Origin of the sequence: Leptospira inadai serovar Lyme str. 10 (genome assembly GCF_000243675.2) — a bacterium.
In the GTDB taxonomy this organism is placed as follows: Bacteria; Spirochaetota; Leptospiria; order Leptospirales; family Leptospiraceae; genus Leptospira_B; species Leptospira_B inadai.
Window position 1 is genome coordinate 66,940 of record NZ_AHMM02000023.1, and the last position, 17,008, is coordinate 83,947.

A 17,008-nucleotide genomic window follows, 5' to 3' on the forward strand; every position below is an offset into this window, starting at 1 on the left:
GTTTATATCTGAAAGCGGGATAAATTAGAGTCCAGTTGCTCGGTCCTTGCTTTTAAACCTTGGGCCTGGCTCGCTAATTTCTGCGAAATAGTGGCCAGTCTTTGAGCTTCCGCAGTGGAATTCTGCATCGATTCGCTGATTTCCGCAACGGCCGCTTTTTGTTCCTTGGTAGCATCGGCAACTTCGAACGAAAGTTCCGAAACTTCGCGAATCGTAGCCGAAATATCCTCCGCGGATCGAAGTTGTTCACCTAACGCAGCAATAACGGATTCGGAAGCCGAATGAATACTCCGAATGTCTCCGGATACGGATTCGATGGAAAGTATTACTTCGTCCACGTTTTTCGTTCCCTGCTCCACGATTCCGTCCGTACTGGAAATCAAATCCTGGATGCCCTTTATGCTTTCATTCGTTCTTGTCGATAACTTGGATATTTCCGAGGCTACGACCGCAAATCCTTTTCCGGCTTCTCCCGCGCGCGCTGCTTCGATAGACGCATTCAGAGAAAGTAAATTAGTTTGTTCTGAAATTTCGGTGATTATTTCGACGATCCCCTGTATTTGCTGCGAAATTCCGCGTATATCTTCCATGGCCTTGGTCGCTTTTAAAACCGTCGTTCTTCCTTTTTCGGCCGAGATTTCGGCGGCCTGCGAGGTTTTTACCAAATTGGACAAAGACATTTCCACTTCGCGCAATTGCTTCACGAAATTTCGGGATCTCGTGTCGATTTGCGACGCAAGATTAGCTTCCCGCTCGACGGCGGCGGCCACATTTTGAAAGGAAGAGGAGAGCTCCTCTAAGGAAGCGGAAGATTCCTCGGAACCTGCCGCTATTTGTTGCGAAGTATTATTTACGCTTTCAACCTGAGCTTCGATTTCGAAAGAACTTTCTTTCGCGATTTGCGAAGTATCTCTTACGACCGTAATCAGCGATTTTAAGTTAACTACCATGATATCCATCGAAGAAAGCAGTTTCCCCGTTTCATCTTTTCGATTCGTGGCTAAGATTATGTTTAAATTCCCTGAGGCGACGGTTTCCGAGGCGGATAAGGCGTGATTTAATGGCCGTGTTATACTTCGAATGAGGGCCCAGGATAATCCTAAGGCACCGATCAGGGCAAAGAGAGAGAGCGATAGATCCGACCAGAAACTGAATTTATGAATTCTTTGTAGCTCGCCCGTCTCGATTTCCAGTATCTCGGCTTGAAAGGAATAAATTTCGTCCAGCAAATGGGTAAGCTTTTTCTGAGAGGGCTCCACTTCCGAATGAAAGATCGATGTGATTTCGATCGGACCGGCTTTGGAATTCTGTAAGAGCAGGACTTTTTCCAGAATGCTAAGATAACGCTCCCGCTCCCCTTTGAATTCTTTTAATAATTTAATTCCCTTCGGCCTCTTTATAAGCGGTTCCAAAGCTCGAAGATCACGATCGGTTCTCTCTTTGAACTCCGTTAGAAACTCCCGGGGGCTTTCGGGTATTTCATTGGTTCTATCGAGTTTGAAAGCTTTGCTTTGTCGAAATTCCATCTCGACGGTACTTCTGAGCAGTTTAGAGACCAAATCTTTTTTGAGAATCGCCTCGCGCATCGGTCCATTGATCGCTTCGAAAACCCGATCCAGAGAAACGATTCCCACACTGGCAATCACTAGCAAAATTAAAACGATTAAAAAAAAGGATCCGCGCAATCGATTGGCTATACTTATATTTGCAAACATCTGATCAGTGGTTCTCCTGAATTGAGTCGGTAACTTACTTTACCTCGATCGGTCCGCCATCATCGAACTTCTCCTAGAATTCTCCCGAATAAAATCGATTCAGGAAGGAACGAAAACTCCTTTCCCTAGTCGGACAAGATCATCAAATGGAAAGAAGCCATGGCGGTTCCCGGTTCTCGCAATCCTCAACACAAATTCGACGATGAAAATTTTCTAAATTCGGCGCGGACTAAATTGCGGAGTTGGTTTTTGCGGGAAAAAAGGGATCTTCCGTTTCGAAAGAACCGAACCCCGTATTCGACCTGGGTAAGCGAAGTAATGCTCCAACAAACCAGAGTGGCGGCGATGATTCCGCTTTACGAATCATTTTTGCGACGATTTCCGGAACCTAAGGATTTGGCGGAAGCGGACGAAGAGGAGGTCCTACGGTACTGGAAGGGATTAGGTTATTACTCGAGAGCGAAGAACTTACATAAAGGAGTTCGAAAATTAGTTTCGGAATTTTCGGGAATCTTCCCGCGAACTCTGGAAGAGGCGCTTTCTTTACCGGGAGTCGGACAGTATACCGCAAGCGCGATTCTTTCCATTTCTTATAATGTTCCTCTGGCAGTTTTGGACGGAAATGCCAAGAGAGTTCTCTCGCGACTTTTTTTATTCAGAGGAAGTCCCTCAAAATCGGCTTCGATTTTGCAGGGACTAGCGAATCAATTTCTGGATAAGGAATATGCGGGGGATCATAATGAATCGGTCATGGAATTAGGGGCAAGGATTTGCCTACCGACGACTCCTCTTTGCGGAGAATGTCCTCTGCAAAAAGAATGCAAGGCCTACCGAGAAGGAGTTCAGCAGGAAATTCCGATCGCGGAAAAGAAAAGTAAAGAAATTGCGCTGGGCATTCGATTCCTGATCATCCGAGCACCGGAAGGAATTCTTTTACTTAAGCACTCTAAAAGAAGATTTTTTAAGACTATTTTCACGTTGCCGTTTACATGGGAAGGAGACTCACCTTACGCCGTCGATCCGGTTACGGAACTTGGTCTTACCTTTCAGGATACCGGAATGAAGTTTAGGCATACGATCACACATCATAAGATCCTAGGTTCCATTTGGGAAACTTCGATTTCCGCCAAACGATCGCGTGATCTCTCCGATTCGATTCGAAAGAAGCACGCTGAAGTGGACTATAAATGGTGCGAGTGGGATGATTTGGAAACCGAGTTTCCTTCCTCGATCGCCGGAAAAATCAAATCGGCTCTTTCTCCGAAAGAGCCGATTTTGCCCGGAATTCCGGCTCTAGCAAAGAAGGCAAAAGGCAGTAAGCGCATATGAATATTCGATCAACAGGTGATTTTCTTCGGGAACTTTCCAGGCAGAATGAATTATTGGAAATCGCGGATCCGATTGATCCGATTTTGGAGCTCGCGGAATTGCAGCGAAGAGTCGTAGCCAAACGCGGACCGGCATTACTTTTTCGGAATGTAATCGGATCGAAGATTCCCGTGGCTACGAATCTGTACGGATCAAAAAAGAGGATTCGTATCGCTTTCGGGGAGGATCCGGAACGCTTCGTGCAAAGGATCGCATATTCCGCAAAACATCTGCTGCCGCCTACTTTCGGAAAAGTTTGGGAACTCAGGTCCCTGGCTTGGGCGGCTCTTAAAATCGGCCTGCGTAAAATTTCCTCTCCGGCCGTTTTGGAAATCGAGGAAGAAAGCTTGGATGCGCTTCCCGCAATCAAATCCTGGCCAAAGGATGCAGGCCGATTTATTACGCTACCCTTAGTTTATACGGAAAGTCCTTCAACGGGAAAGGGAAATTTAGGAATGTATCGAATCCAATTTCACGGACCGAAACAAACCGGAATGCATATACAAATCCATCGAGGCGGAGGATTTCACTACCACGAGGCGGAGAAAAAAGGCCAAGCCTTACCGGCCCATATTTACGTAGGAGGTCCTCCGGCCCTTACGATCGCCGCAGTCGCTCCTCTTCCTGAAGAAATCAGCGAATTTCTTTTGGCTTCGCTGTTATTGGGCGAGAGATTGAGAATTTCCGGAAAACCTCCGGTAAGTCCGTTGCCCATAATTGCGGACGCTGATTTCGCTTTGATCGGAAAAATTCCCCCGAAAATCAGGAAGCCTGAAGGACCGTTTGGCGATCATTACGGTTACTACGCTCTTAAGCACGATTATCCCGTATTCGAGGTGGATCGTATCTTTCGCAGAAAGGATGCGGTATGGCCTGCTACCGTAGTAGGACGTCCCCCTCAGGAAGACCATTGGATTGCTGAGTACCTGCAAGATTTATTATCTCCTTTGTTTCCTTTAGTCATGCCGCAAGTAAAAGGCGTCTGGGCTTACGAAGAATCCGGAGTCCATTCTCTTGCGGCGGCGATCGTGCAGGAGCGTTACGGGAAAGAAGCATTTATGGGCGCCTTGCGTATATTAGGAGAGGGCCAGCTCTCGCTTACGAAAGTACTGATGGTAACGGATCAGGAAGTCGAGCTGAAGGATTTTAAGAAAGTATTTTCGACGATTCTCGAGAGGTTCGATCCGGAAACCGATCTCCATATTTTCTCGAATATCGCGCAGGACACGTTGGATTATACCGGACCTAAGGTGAATGAAGGGAGTAAGGCGGTCTTCTTGGGAGTGGGGAACAAATTGCGAAAACTAAAATCCAAAATCGATGTCTCCTTCAAAAATTCCAAATTTAAAAAACCCAAGGTCTATTGCCCGGGTGCCCTCGTCGTCTCGGGGACTCCTTACAAGCGCGGAGACAAGCTGGCGGAACTATTGCTGAAGGAATCCGCTATTCGGGAATTTACATTCGTATTTTTAGTGGATGATTCGGAGGAGGCGACCGCATCGGATCACGATTTCATTTGGAACATATTTACTCGATTCGAACCGGCGGCAGACATTTACGGAAACTTTCAAGTTCGAAGGAATCATCTTTCTTTTTCTTCGCCGGTAGTCATCGACGCTCGTCTTAAAGATTGGTATCCTGACGTTCTCGAGCCGGACCCTAAGATAGCTAAACGGGTCGAAGATAGATTTGGTGGACTTTTAAGTTCCCTTTGATCGAATGGAACTCATGTCTAGGATTCGAGTTATTATTACCGGCGGAGCGGGTTTGATCGGAAGCAATCTGGTGCGTCTTCTGAATGAGAGAGGTGTGGAAGATATTTTACTCGTGGATCACTTGGGAATCTCATCCAAATGGAAAAATTTGCGAGACTTATGCTATACTGATTATCTCGAGAAAGAAGATTTTCTATCCAGAGTGATTTCGGGGCAATTACCGAAGGGTTATACTCATGTTTTACATATGGGAGCCTGTTCGTCTACGACGGAATCGGATGCATCCTATCTGATCCAAAATAATTTCGAATACACGAAAGTGCTCGCGGAAGCTTGTTTGGATAAGAATGTTCGCTTTCTCTATGCTTCCTCGGCGGCGACGTACGGAGACGGGACTTACGGTTATGACGATAAGGCTTCGATTGCAGATTTACGTCCTCTGAATATGTACGGTTATTCCAAGCATATGTTCGATTTATACGCCCAAAAGAAAGGTTATCTCTCAAAGATCACAGGCGTAAAATTCTTTAACGTTTTCGGTTTCGGTGAGGCGCATAAGGGTGATATGCGATCCGTGGTTTTGAAAGGATATGAACAAATTTTATCGGAAGGGAAGATCCGGCTGTTTAAATCTTATAAGCTAGAATATGCGGACGGAGAGCAGAAGCGCGATTTTCTATACGTAAAAGACGCGGCTAAAATCGCGATCCACCTATTTTCGGGAAATCATTTCGGTCTTTTCAATGTGGGAAGAGGTGTGGCGGAAACTTGGTTGGATTTAGCGAATGGACTGTTTAGCGCTTTAGATCGACCGAATCGGGTCGAATTCGTGGAAATGCCGGAGGGTCTAAAGGCAAAATACCAATATTATACGAAAGCCTCTACGGAAAAATTACTTTCCACCGGTTATGCAGAAGGTTTTACCGATCTTAAAACTGCGATTGCGGATTACGTAAAACTTCTGCAAACCCAATTAGAGTAAGGGGGCCGGGCGGCCCCCATAAATAGTAGAGGTTCTTACTTCGAGAAAATTTGAAGTAAAGACTTTGCGAAGCTTTTGAATTTCTGATCTTTAATGGAATAGAAAACTTGATTGGATACTTTCTTACTACCAAGATATCCGGCTTCCTTCATCTTACTTAAATGTTGGGAAGCAGCTGATTGGCTGATTCCTAACGCGTCGACTAACTCACCAACGCTGTGTTCTTTTTTAGATAAATACAGTAGAATTTTTAATCTGTCAGGATGAGCTACTGCTTTTAATCCGCGGATGGTCGAGTCCAGGTGGGCTTTCTTGATTTCTAACTTTTGGGCTGCCATTTTATTCCTTCAATAGAGTTTGAATCCATAATATAGGAGAGTCACAATTTTTCAAGGATTTACGTCTTAATTAGCGGTTTTTTATCGTTATGTCTAATTGTGTAAATTATGATATTTTTATGAAATTATAAAGGTAAAAGATTACATTAATATTCTATTTGAATGTACGGCTTAGAAAAATTCGAATATTATGGAATTCTACAGATCCTTCGAATTGGGTTCGAAGAGAGAACGATCGGAGATCCGTGCTACGGTAAAAAATTAGTATATTCTGAAGAATTAAGAGAGAAATTTGAAGATGGAGATTGTTGTAGGAATGAAAGGAGCGGACTTATCGATTTCATCCGCTCAAGGTCGGTTAGGTGGAGACTTAAATTTTCACTCCGCCTGAAATTTCGAGTACGACTCCGTCTACGAGTTCGTTAGTCGCGATAAATGCTGCAGTCTCGGCTATTTCACTCGGATAGCCCAGTCTTCCGATCGGAATTTGAGTTTCCCACTTTTTTAATGCTTCCGGATTCATATCCTTCATGACCATCTCGGTGGCGATAAAGCCGGGAGCGATTCCAGCTACACGAATCCCGTAACGACTTAGCTCTTTTGCCCAAAGTTTCGTCATGGCGGCAACTCCCGCTTTTGCGGCAGAGTAGTTGGTTTGACCTGGATTTCCATGCATAGCGACAGAAGCGATTGGAATGATGATTCCTTTAGATCCGGTATTGATCATCTGTACGGCCGCTTCTCTTCCCGTTAAAAAAACTCCGGTTAAATTGACATCTATCACCGATTGCCAATTGGATAAGGAAAGCTTGGATGCAACCTTGCCGGTTTGTTTATCGGTTTTTACGAGTAATCCGTCTCGTAGAATTCCCGCGTTTAGCACCGCAATATCCAAACTTCCGAATTTTGAAACGGCCGTTTCCATGAGAGCCTCTGCGTCGGATTCCTTGGAAACATCGGTTCGCACCGCGATCGCTTTGACGCCTAACGCTTCTATTTCCTTTAACGCTTCGGCCAATTTTTCCTCCGAGATATCGGAAAGAACGATGTTTGCGCCTAGTTTTGCAAAATGCTCGGCCATCGCTTTGCCTAAGCCTCCGGCCGAACCGGTAATGACTGCGGTTTTACCTGTTATTTCCAACTTGGTTGATTTCCTTGCTTCTTATTGTTACGTATTTATCCGTGAAGGGAATTTCAACGCGAGCGACTGTTTCGGAAGCTTGCGTTTGGATTCGAAAGAGGTTCGGGTCTATATTTTCGCTTTTTAATAAAATCATAATCAACGCGATTCCGAGTCCCGCTCCTTCCGTATTGTCCATATTATCCATATAGAACTCGGCGATATCGTTGTATTCCATCGCCTTTTTCATTTTCTCACGCATCCGAACTTCTTCGATATCGATGACGGGGGTATTATTGGCTACTTCGACGACCAAACCGTCGGAACTGTAAACAACGTTGATTTTTACATAAACTCCGCGCGCTAGGCATCGTTTTCCGAACTCGTCGGCCATTTTTTCGGAAAAATTTTCCTTAAATTGGGAGAGCGCTTGGTCATAATGCTCTGGATTTCGAATATCCAGGCCTAGGTCCTCGAAAAAGATCCGCTTTTGGTTTGCTTTGACCCCGTTGATTGCCATTTCCTTGGTGATCGTGTAAAGCATTTCGATATATCTAGATTGTCCGACTTTCTCTAAAACTTCCGTAAGGATACGTAGAACGTACTTTTCCAGTTTAGAATTCATTCGGGAGGATTGAACGGAAATTCGGGAACGGCCTTTGATGTAATCAGTGAGCTGGGCGTCTAAATGTTTAAAGCTTTTTGCCATGCTCGTCCTTCGAGGTGTGAGGATCGAGGTCCAGTCTTTCGATTTCCCGGATTCATGCAATCAAAAATCCGAATCATTCAACCATTGGAATTCTTACAAAAAGGTAATTTATTCTAAAGTAAATCGGCAGGGTCGTCGCTCGAAATTGATTTTTGTCTTATATTCGATTTTTGCAAAAAAGGTTAAATTAGTCGAAACTTAGTCGAATTCCATCGTTTTGAAAATTCTTCACCTTATAAATTCGGAATCCGTTTGGATTTTTGGAAAAAAGTAATCCTTTCGGAGGGTTTCCCTCCTTTTCTCTAGATTCTTTTCGTTAGTTCGGGTCTTTTTTAGATCCTAAACTGGCGCTTATTTTTAGGATTACTATACAAAAAAATAGTTGTCAAAAATCTATTGATAAACTAATATATAGCAATTAATTGAGTAGGATATTGATATGCTTCAGATGTTATTGATCCGGGATTTCGCCTTACTTGAATCGGCCCAAATTGAATTTAGAGCAGGCTTAACGTCAATTACCGGGGAAACCGGCTCGGGAAAGTCGCTCTTATTGGATGCCGTTTCGTCTCTGTTAGGTGGGAAAAGCAGTGCGATCGATATTCGAACTGGGGCGGACAAATATATCTTGGAGGCGGTTTGGGACATTAGCGCCAATTTACCTGTTAGGGATTGGTTACAGGAAAAGGGGATTCCTTCCGAGGGAAAGGAGCTGATTCTACGGAAAGAGTTTGCAAGGGACGGAAAATCCAAGATTCAAATCAATCACACCTTATCCTCCGCCCAGGTATTACGTGGATTAGGCGAATTACTCGCTGAAGTTCATAACCAAAACGATCAGATTCTGCTTTTAGACAAAACACAGCAGATCGATATTTTAGACACATATGCAGGCCTATATCCTCTCCGATCCGAAGTAAAAGAATCATTTTTGACATACCGGAGTCTAAGAAAGCGTTTAGAGGAGATCGAGGCAAATTACGGGGATAAGAATCGAAAAAAGGAAATCCTTCAATACCAAATCGATGAGATTCAAGCGGCAGGTTTAAAGGAAGGAGAAGAGGAAGATCTAATAAAGGAAGAAAAGCTTCTTTCTCACGGTGAGCGGCTTTCCGAGAATTTAGAAATAATCAGCGGACTGCTATCGGAAAGCGAAAGTTCGGTTTTGAGCGTATTCCCTCGTATTTTAGTGGCTGCGGAAAAGATGAAAGCGATTCATTCCGATTACTCGGAATTGGAATCATCCATTCGGGAAGCATACGTTACTCTCCGTGAAATTAATACGACTGCACAAGATCAGAAGGACGAAGTCTTTTTTTCTCCGGACAGATTGGCACATGTACAGAGCCGACTGGATCTGATACAAAAGCTGAAGAAGAAATATGGGGGGAGTATTCAGGAAATTTTACTTTCCAAGAAAAATGCGGAAAACGAGCTCGAAGCATTGGCGCAGAATATGGATTCGAAGCAATCCCTCGAGAGAGAGAAGAAAAAGGCGACTGAAAAGCTTGCGCAACTATGCATGCAATTGTCTAAGGCCAGGCGGGAATCTTTAAATCGTTTCGAAACTAGACTCAAATCCGAATTGGATGTCCTAGGCATGCCCGGTGCAGGGATTCAGGTAGTATTACGTTGGGAATCCAGCGCCGAAGGAGAAGTCGAGGCCCAGGGAAAATCATACGTAGTCAATGAGTATGGACTGGACCAGGCGGAATTCTATTTCAGTCCGAATCCGGGAGAAAAACCTCGGCCCCTGCGTAAAATCGCTTCTGGGGGAGAAATTTCCAGAGTGATGCTGGCCATTAAAAGTGTATTGGGCTCGAATCATGATGGAAAAGTTCTAGTGCTGGATGAAATCGATTCCGGTCTAGGCGGAGAGATCGCAATGGATGTTGCAAAGAAATTACGAATGCTAGCGAAGACTCACCAGATTCTTCTTGTTACTCACCTGCAACAAATTGCCGCAGCGGCCGATCACCATCTCAAAGTGAGTAAGCGAGTAAAAGAAGGTAGAACTCTTTCCGACACTGAATTTTTAGGAATGGAAGAGAGAACCTTGGAACTTGCTAGAATGATCTCGGGTCAGACTGTTTCGCGGGGTGCTCTTGACCATGCGAAAGAGTTGCTGAAAAAGAAGGCGGTATGATTAGACAGTCTTCCAATGATTTTACCGGGGACTTTCGTCGCCGGTAAAAAGGAAGCATTCTTTCTAAAAATCGTTTGGCAGGTACAGCCGAGTCAGAAACTCTACTCCTTGGAGAACTTCGACCGACATGATTCTTGCCAAAACTGATTCTTTGGTTTCCATCATTCCTCCGGAAACGATCCCGATTTTAATCCTTCTAGTTTCGATTATCGGGTTCACAATTATAATTGAAAGATTGATCTTTTTTTCGCGTTGGAAAGCGATTTCTCCCGACGAATGGAGACGAGTAAAAGATCTATTAAACGAGAAAAATTATGATTCCGCTTCGGATCTCCTTCGCAGCCTAAGCCAAGGCCCCACATCTCAAGTCATACAAGCAGGTATTGCTCAGTTTAAGAGAAAGACTTCGGCAGTAGAAGACGAAATTCTAAGCCAGGGTTTAAGCCAGATTCAACGGATGGATAAATTTCTTTCCGCTCTGGCGACGATTGCGACCATCGCACCGTTATTGGGAGTTTTGGGAACGGTTGTGGGAATTATTCGCTCCTTTGCGGAAGGTTCCGGAACCAAAGGCGCGGAGGTCGGAATTAGCGAGGCCTTGATCACCACCGCAATGGGGCTGGCAGTTGCCATTCCTGCGTACATTTTTAATAATTTTTTTCAAAAGAAGAAGGATGACGCAATTTCCGAAATGGAAACACTTTCAGAGCAAGCCTTAAGGTATTTGAAATAACGATGAGATTCAAGAAGTGGAGAAGTCAAAGCAACGGATATAGGGCCGGGCAAATCGAGCTTGCGCCTATGATCGACGTTATCTGCTTTATCGTTATTTACTTCCTTATGAACGCTACTTTGGAAAAATCGACAGTGATTAAAATCGAATTGCCGCGTTCTTCCAGCACTGCACAGGAAAAGAAGAAGGACGAGCTAGTCATTACCATCAATAAGGATGGAAAGATTTTCTTAGATAAAGATACGGAACCTGTCGCTCTGGAAAAACTGACGGATAAGATTAGGGTATTCATGGGTCCTGAAGATAAGGACAAAAAAGAAGCCAATAAAAATAGAGTTATCATCAGAGGCGATGGCGGCGCAAATTACCAAACCATCGTAAAAGTAATAGATAAAGTAAATGAAGCGGGCGTTACCAGATTCAATTTATCGATGGTGCGTCAGCCTGGTGGTAAATGAACGAACTATAAATGGGGAGACGAAGGATCTTCCAATGAAGTTTTTCCTGTATTTTGGAGGAATTTAGAACCTACTAAAAAGGTTGATAAGTGACTTGAAACGAAAACCTCCAGTAAATAAATTTATAGCCGTCTTTTTCTTGACGAGCTCCCTTTTCTATTCGGCCGATATAACCGAGTTATTGTCTAAGAGGAGCGATTATTTCGGTAAAACGATTAAGGAAGTCGTGTTCAAAGGAAATCGGAACACGTCCGATGCCGATATCGACTCCATGCTCGAGTTGAAACGCGGAAAGCAATTGACGAAAGGCATGGTCGACCGAGACCTGAAAACCCTATTCGCCTCCGGCTTTTTCTATTTTATCGATATACAAGCCGAGGATGTAGAAGGCGGAGTCAAGATTATCGTAGAATTGAAAGAACGTCCTCGCGTTAAGGAAATCGAATTCGTGGGGGCGGATGAGGTTTTTCCCGCCGACTTGCGTGAAAAAATGCCGTTAAAGGATAACGAGGTTATCACACCTCAGAAAGTATCCAAATCAAGGGATGTCATACTTCAAAAATATAGGGACGAGGGTTTCTTTTTAGCCTATGTTAAGGCGGAATTAGGTAAACCGGACCCTAAGACGAATCTAGTCAAAGTAAGATTCGTGATCGACGAAGGCGAGGAAATTCCCGTCGCCAAGATCAACGTTTATGGAAACGAGACCATCGAAACGTCCGAGCTTTTGGGGTTGATGGATCTGAAGGAAGAAGGTCTATTCGAGGGCGGGTCTTTTAAGGAAAGCTCCTTCGAGAAGGATAAGGAAGTCATTCAAGCTTATATGCGGAGTAAGGGTTATCTGGACTCCGAGTTACTCCGAGAAGGAACGAATTGGGAGATCCATTGGGAGAATCCCGAAAAGAAAGACAGGCGAGTGATTATCGTTAATATAAAACTGTACGAAGGACAGGTTTATTATTTTAACGGGTACTCGGTTGCCCACGATATGACTTTGGATAACGAAGGTCGTCCCGTCTTCTTGAATAAGGAGAAAAATCCACCCGAAACTCCGAAAGATAAGTTAAGTCCGCTCTTTACCGTGGATGAAATTGAAAAGGTGATGGACTATAGCGTAAAAGATGTGGGTGAAATATTCGACGAGACCGTATTCATGCGGGATAGATCCTCCGTCAACGAACTCTACGGAGCAAAAGGACATATTTTCGCCCAGGTGATCCCTCGCAGAAAAATTATTTCTTTGGATGAGGAAAGTCTTCAATATTATGAAAATTGTTATTCCAGGAAAACCGATTTAGAACGCAAAATTTGCGAAGACGAATATAAGCAATTGAACATACGCAAACTGCGGGAAGTATTCGTAAAGAAAACCGCTTTGCGCGGCAGAAAATTCGTGCACGTGGATTTTACCGTTCGAGAAAATAATCTAGCTAAAATCGAAAACGTAATTATCAAGGGAAACAAGAAAACTCAAGATAAAGTAATTCGACGGGAATTACTGTTTAAGCCGGGCGATCTTTTCGATTCCACTAAAGTCAACCGATCTAGGGAACGTATCCATAATTTAGGATATTTTAAAGAAGTAAACTTTAATATGCGGCCCGGCTCCGACGATTCAAAGATGAATATCGTGATCGAAGTCTTGGAGCAACCGACAGGAACCGTGTCCATGGGCGGTGGATACGGAACGATTACCGGATTTACGATTTTTACGGAAGTCGGCGAAAATAACCTGAATGGAACCGGACAAAAAATATCAGGAAGGATCGAATTCGGTCCCTACAGAAGATCCTTCCAGATTTCCTGGACGGAGCCTTGGCTGAACGATACCCCTTGGTCCCTTTCTCTTTCCTTGTTTTATTTTTCCCGAACGATATTTTTAGGGTCCACTTCCACGATTGCAATCTCCGATAGCACGACCGCACCGGTGACCGAGAACGCCACTTACGATAACAACGGATTGGGTGTAACGATGGGGATTGCCCACCGTGTATTCACGAACTGGACACACTTTCACAGGTATACTCCGGCCTTCTATTCCTATTCCAACCCGACTGCGCTCGTATCCGACGCCGTCTTAGCGAACGTTCGGCAAGGCTGGCAATTTCGTTCGCAGATATCAAACGGTATTTCCTTCGATATTCGGGATAACGTATTCGCTCCCACGCGGGGCTACGATATACTTTTACAAGTAGATAACGTAGGTCAGTATCTGGGTGGATCCTCCCACTTCGATCAGTACAGAATTACGGCCGAATACTATCATACTTGGTTCGATTTTACCTTCGGCGGTTTAATACGAAATAACTCACTCCGTCGTTGGCGGGTGGTGCAAGAGTTTCGTACATCGGATATGTTTACGTTTCAGAGGTCTCCTAAATACGGCCATCAGGATCCGGTTCAAGATCCGTATATCCGTCCCCAGGATTTATTGATTATCGGGGGTTACGAGTCCTTACGAGGATGGTACTATAACGATCCTAAATTTCCGACGGACTGGAGAAGCGGTGCTCAGCATCGGATTCTGTTCGATTCTGAAATTCGGATCCCGATCGAGCCGAGCCTATTGTGGTTAGTGGTGTTTTTAGACGGGGGTGCGCTCTACGAGCAAGTCAATCGATTCACCGGCGTCAAAAAGGATTACGTTACGAATTATGATAAGAACAAACAGGCACAGATTCTGGCCGACCCCGTAGGCTGGTATCTCCAAAATAATTTTAACTTATCGAACGGCAAGAAAGCCGACGTGACCTACGATGATTTGAATAATCCTGCGAGATTGGTATTATCCTCTCAAAACGTTGCGATGGACCGTATGAGATATTCTTGGGGGATCGGTCTAAGGATTCAGATTCCGGTTCTTCCGCTGCGTATTTATTTCGCCCAGAAAATTCGACCTACTGGAAACTTTTGGGCCCCGTTCGAAAGATATGAAGACGATAGGGCATTTCAATTCGTATTCGGAATCGGGGATTACCGTTTCTAACGGACGGGATTTTTCGTGATCGATTTACTTGTCGGCCTAAATGAACCGCAAAAAGCGGCTGTAGAGCGATTGGACGGCCCCGTTTTGATCCTCGCCGGAGCAGGGTCCGGAAAGACAAGAGTCATTACTCACCGAATCGCTAACTTAATTCTGAATCGAAAAACGGACTCCATATGCGCCTTAACGTTCACGAATAAGGCGGCGTCGGAAATGGCGGAACGGGTTCGCAATTTGGTTCCCGACCTACCGTTTAATGTGCAAATTAAAACCTTCCATTCTCTTTGTCTATTTATATTGCGCAGAGAGGCGAACGCACTCGGGATCGATTCGGGATTTACCGTCTACGATACGACCCTTCAGGAATCTTTAATTAAGCAAGTCGTAAAGGACCTGCACGAGGATCCTAAGCAATACAAACCCTCCACTTTGGCGGGCATTTTTTCTTCCTTAAAGGATTCGATGCTCGATCCGGATCAATACGTCAGGAAGGAGGATTTTTCCCACCGATCGCAGGTCGTTGCAAAGATCTACTCCGAATACGAAGCCAGAAAGCGAAAAAACCAGGCCTTCGATTTCGGAGATTTGATATTGAGAGTCGTTCGACTGTTCGAGGAGCAGCCTTCTATATTATCAAAGTACCAGGACCGATGGAAATACGTTATGGTGGACGAATATCAGGATACTAATAAAGTTCAATATCGTCTGGTTCGATTACTCGCAGGAGATCGAGGCAATTTATGCGTTGTGGGGGACGACGACCAATCCATATATTCCTGGAGAGGCGCCGATATTTCGAATATTCTAAATTTCGAACATGATTATCCGAATTCTTTCGTAGTCAAGTTGGAGGAGAATTATCGTTCTTCGGGAAGAATCATAAGAGCGGCGTCAAGGGTAATTTCTAATAATCCTGATCGTAAAGAGAAAGAACTTTTTACCAATAATCCGGAAGGAGCGCCGGTAAGTCTCTCCGAGTTCGAGAATGAAAACGAAGAGGCGTACGACGCGGTAAAAAAGATCCGATCCGAGGCGGTTAAGGGCTCCGATTATAAGGACTTTGCCATATTTTACAGAACCAACGCCCAATCCAGATATTATGAGGAAAGCCTCAGATCCGCGGGTATACCTTACAAAATTTTCGGAGGATTCCGATTTTTCGATCGTGCCGAGATCAAGGACATGATCGCATATTTAAATGTGGTCGCCAATCCTTTGGATTCGACATCTCTTCTTAGAATCGTAAATAATCCACCAAGAGGAATCGGAGACGCTTCCCTAGAAAAAATGCGCGAGTTTTCCATTGATCGCGGATTTTCCTTTTTGGAAGCGTTGGGACATCCGGATTTGCCGTTAAAGAAAGCGGGGATCGCCAAGGCAAAAGAACTCTATCATTTATTCGAAGATCTGATTGAAATGAAGGAAAGGGGGGAACTTCCCTCTAAGATTGCACTCCAAATAATTGAACGATCGGGTTGGGTGGAATATACGGAGCGAAACTCCCAGGATGAAGAGGCCGTTTCCAGAGTCGAAAACGTTCGAGAATTCGTGAACTCCATCGCCGAATACGAGGAGCGGGAAGATTCGCCGAATTTAGAGGAATACTTAAATCAGATTAGCCTTCTTACGTCCGAGGAGGATACGGCTCAGCTAACGGATTATGTTCATCTAATGACGGTGCATAATGCAAAAGGGCTGGAGTTCCCGACCGTCTTCCTGACCGGCTTGGAAGAGGGAACCTTTCCGCATTTAATGAGTCTTGAGGAACCGAAAGGAGAGCAGGAAGAACGTAGATTGTTCTATGTGGCCCTGACTCGCGCCAGAAAAAAGCTTTATCTAAGTTATTGCAGATATTCTAGAAAATTCGGAAAGGTAGAACCGAGAATTCCCTCTCGCTTTCTGCCGGAAATTCCTTCGGAATGTTTCGGACAAGAAGCCGTATCTACTAGAAGGGGAGTCCGAATGCCGGAAGGACCTCCGGCAGCTTGGGGAGGAACCGGCGATTCTCCGGTAAAAAACCTTCGAAATTCGGAAGATTCCAGGACTGCCGGTCCTTTAGGCGAGGAGGCTGAAATTGGGGAGGGCGATCGAGTTCGGCACGCACAATTTGGAGTGGGATTTGTTGTCGGCGTCTCCGGGAACGGGAAAAACCGAAAAGTCAAAATCAGGTTCGGAGGGGTGGAAAAGAACTTTTTCCTTGCCTATACCCCCTTAGAGAAATTATAACGGAGGGAAAAGTTCCTCCTTACAAAAACCGATAATTATCCCAAGGAACACAGGAAAACCAATGAAACGGATCTTAGTAGCAGCTCTTGCCTTAGGCTTGGCAAGCCCCCTCCTAGCAGGAAAAGTAACCGGTCTAGTGGAAGAATTCAACAAGGTGGAAGAATTTAATAAGAACCGAAAAATCTCGGAAGCGGCCAAAAAGGCTACTCTGGAAAAGAATCTACTTTCTGCTCTTAAATACAGTCTTCACCGAAAGTATCTGGATTACAAAGAATATACGAAAGGTCTAACGGCCGATTCGCTCCAGTACGAGCAGCAAAAAGGTACGTTTTCGGTATACGTTAAGTTTAAAACCTATCTCGTATTTTATACGTATTTGATGGATCCGGAATTATATCTTCAGACACCTACGAACGAAGTCTTTTATGTTCGTCCCGATAATTTAGAGGAAGAGGCTCACAAGGAAGACAAACAGCAGCCTACGTCCCCTTCGAGCCAGACAAAATAATCTTTTC

The 17,008-nt window shown here is 44.6% G+C and carries 13 protein-coding genes; 9 read left to right on the forward strand and 4 right to left on the reverse strand.

Annotation, left to right across the window (positions count from 1 at the left end):
* Positions 1-2 precede the first annotated feature (2 nt).
* A complete protein-coding gene (locus tag LEP1GSC047_RS13470; RefSeq protein WP_020988820.1) occupies positions 3-1,715 on the reverse strand; it encodes a methyl-accepting chemotaxis protein in 1,713 nt (570 codons plus the stop codon).
* 159 nt (positions 1,716-1,874) lie between these two features.
* On the opposite strand from LEP1GSC047_RS13470, the gene mutY reads away from it, so the two are divergent.
* Genes mutY through rfaD form a run of 3 tightly spaced genes read left to right on the forward strand, consistent with a single transcriptional unit; the run spans position 1,875 to position 5,780 of the window.
* The gene (mutY, locus tag LEP1GSC047_RS13475; protein WP_010419041.1) at positions 1,875-3,044 is read left to right on the forward strand and encodes an A/G-specific adenine glycosylase; all 1,170 of its coding nucleotides are present in this window, start codon (positions 1,875-1,877) and stop codon (positions 3,042-3,044) included.
* Complete coding sequence (locus LEP1GSC047_RS13480; protein ID WP_010419044.1) at positions 3,041-4,798, forward strand: UbiD family decarboxylase; 1,758 nt, start codon at positions 3,041-3,043, stop codon at positions 4,796-4,798. The genes mutY and LEP1GSC047_RS13480 overlap by 4 nt, the downstream gene beginning before the upstream one ends.
* A gap of 13 nt (positions 4,799-4,811) precedes the next feature.
* A complete protein-coding gene (gene rfaD, locus LEP1GSC047_RS13485; protein ID WP_010419048.1) occupies positions 4,812-5,780 on the forward strand; it encodes an ADP-glyceromanno-heptose 6-epimerase in 969 nt (322 codons plus the stop codon).
* 35 nt (positions 5,781-5,815) lie between these two features.
* Here the strand turns inward: rfaD and LEP1GSC047_RS13490 are convergent, their stop codons facing one another.
* The 3 genes from LEP1GSC047_RS13490 to LEP1GSC047_RS13500 all read right to left on the reverse strand — a co-directional run bounded on the left by LEP1GSC047_RS13490 (position 5,816) and on the right by LEP1GSC047_RS13500 (position 7,947).
* Positions 5,816-6,118, reverse strand: a complete 303-nt coding sequence (locus tag LEP1GSC047_RS13490) for an ArsR/SmtB family transcription factor (protein ID WP_010419051.1) — start codon at positions 6,116-6,118, stop codon at positions 5,816-5,818.
* 370 nt (positions 6,119-6,488) lie between these two features.
* Positions 6,489-7,259 (reverse strand): SDR family NAD(P)-dependent oxidoreductase, encoded by a 771-nt coding sequence (locus tag LEP1GSC047_RS13495; protein ID WP_010419056.1) that lies wholly within the window; start codon positions 7,257-7,259, stop codon positions 6,489-6,491.
* Positions 7,243-7,947, reverse strand: a complete 705-nt coding sequence (locus LEP1GSC047_RS13500) for a hypothetical protein (RefSeq protein ID WP_010419059.1) — start codon at positions 7,945-7,947, stop codon at positions 7,243-7,245. Before LEP1GSC047_RS13500 ends, LEP1GSC047_RS13495 begins: the two co-directional genes overlap by 17 nt.
* Before the next feature lie 439 nt (positions 7,948-8,386).
* On the opposite strand from LEP1GSC047_RS13500, the gene recN reads away from it, so the two are divergent.
* The 6 genes from recN (at position 8,387) to LEP1GSC047_RS13535 (ending at position 17,001) form a co-directional block, all read left to right on the forward strand.
* Complete coding sequence (gene recN / locus LEP1GSC047_RS13510; RefSeq protein ID WP_010419065.1) at positions 8,387-10,093, forward strand: DNA repair protein RecN; 1,707 nt, start codon at positions 8,387-8,389, stop codon at positions 10,091-10,093.
* 127 nt (positions 10,094-10,220) lie between these two features.
* The gene (locus LEP1GSC047_RS13515; RefSeq protein WP_010419068.1) at positions 10,221-10,826 is read left to right on the forward strand and encodes a MotA/TolQ/ExbB proton channel family protein; all 606 of its coding nucleotides are present in this window, start codon (positions 10,221-10,223) and stop codon (positions 10,824-10,826) included.
* A 2-nt stretch (positions 10,827-10,828) separates the two neighbouring features.
* Positions 10,829-11,284 (forward strand): ExbD/TolR family protein, encoded by a 456-nt coding sequence (locus LEP1GSC047_RS13520; protein WP_010419071.1) that lies wholly within the window; start codon positions 10,829-10,831, stop codon positions 11,282-11,284.
* A gap of 94 nt (positions 11,285-11,378) precedes the next feature.
* Positions 11,379-14,270: a BamA/OMP85 family outer membrane protein gene (locus LEP1GSC047_RS13525; RefSeq protein WP_020988844.1), complete on the forward strand. Its 2,892-nt coding sequence runs from the start codon at positions 11,379-11,381 to the stop codon at positions 14,268-14,270.
* A gap of 15 nt (positions 14,271-14,285) precedes the next feature.
* The gene (locus LEP1GSC047_RS13530; RefSeq protein WP_010419077.1) at positions 14,286-16,493 is read left to right on the forward strand and encodes an ATP-dependent helicase; all 2,208 of its coding nucleotides are present in this window, start codon (positions 14,286-14,288) and stop codon (positions 16,491-16,493) included.
* A gap of 61 nt (positions 16,494-16,554) precedes the next feature.
* Positions 16,555-17,001 carry an LIC11625 family surface-exposed protein gene (locus tag LEP1GSC047_RS13535; protein ID WP_010419080.1) on the forward strand — a complete coding sequence of 149 codons (447 nt, stop codon included), beginning with the start codon at positions 16,555-16,557 and terminating at the stop codon, positions 16,999-17,001.
* The last annotated feature ends 7 nt before the right edge of the window (positions 17,002-17,008 follow it).

Bases quoted from the DNA above. Each gene is read 5' to 3' on its own strand.
- LEP1GSC047_RS13470 (WP_020988820.1), bottom strand. From the start codon at position 1,715: ATGTTTGCAAATATAAGTATAGCCAATCGATTGCGCGGATCCTTTTTT.
- mutY (WP_010419041.1), top strand. From the start codon at position 1,875: ATGGCGGTTCCCGGTTCTCGCAATCCTCAACACAAATTCGACGATGAA.
- LEP1GSC047_RS13480 (WP_010419044.1), top strand. From the start codon at position 3,041: ATGAATATTCGATCAACAGGTGATTTTCTTCGGGAACTTTCCAGGCAG.
- rfaD (WP_010419048.1), top strand. From the start codon at position 4,812: ATGTCTAGGATTCGAGTTATTATTACCGGCGGAGCGGGTTTGATCGGA.
- LEP1GSC047_RS13490 (WP_010419051.1), bottom strand. From the start codon at position 6,118: ATGGCAGCCCAAAAGTTAGAAATCAAGAAAGCCCACCTGGACTCGACC.
- LEP1GSC047_RS13500 (WP_010419059.1), bottom strand. From the start codon at position 7,947: ATGGCAAAAAGCTTTAAACATTTAGACGCCCAGCTCACTGATTACATC.
- recN (WP_010419065.1), top strand. From the start codon at position 8,387: ATGCTTCAGATGTTATTGATCCGGGATTTCGCCTTACTTGAATCGGCC.
- LEP1GSC047_RS13515 (WP_010419068.1), top strand. From the start codon at position 10,221: ATGATTCTTGCCAAAACTGATTCTTTGGTTTCCATCATTCCTCCGGAA.
- LEP1GSC047_RS13520 (WP_010419071.1), top strand. From the start codon at position 10,829: ATGAGATTCAAGAAGTGGAGAAGTCAAAGCAACGGATATAGGGCCGGG.
- LEP1GSC047_RS13535 (WP_010419080.1), top strand. From the start codon at position 16,555: ATGAAACGGATCTTAGTAGCAGCTCTTGCCTTAGGCTTGGCAAGCCCC.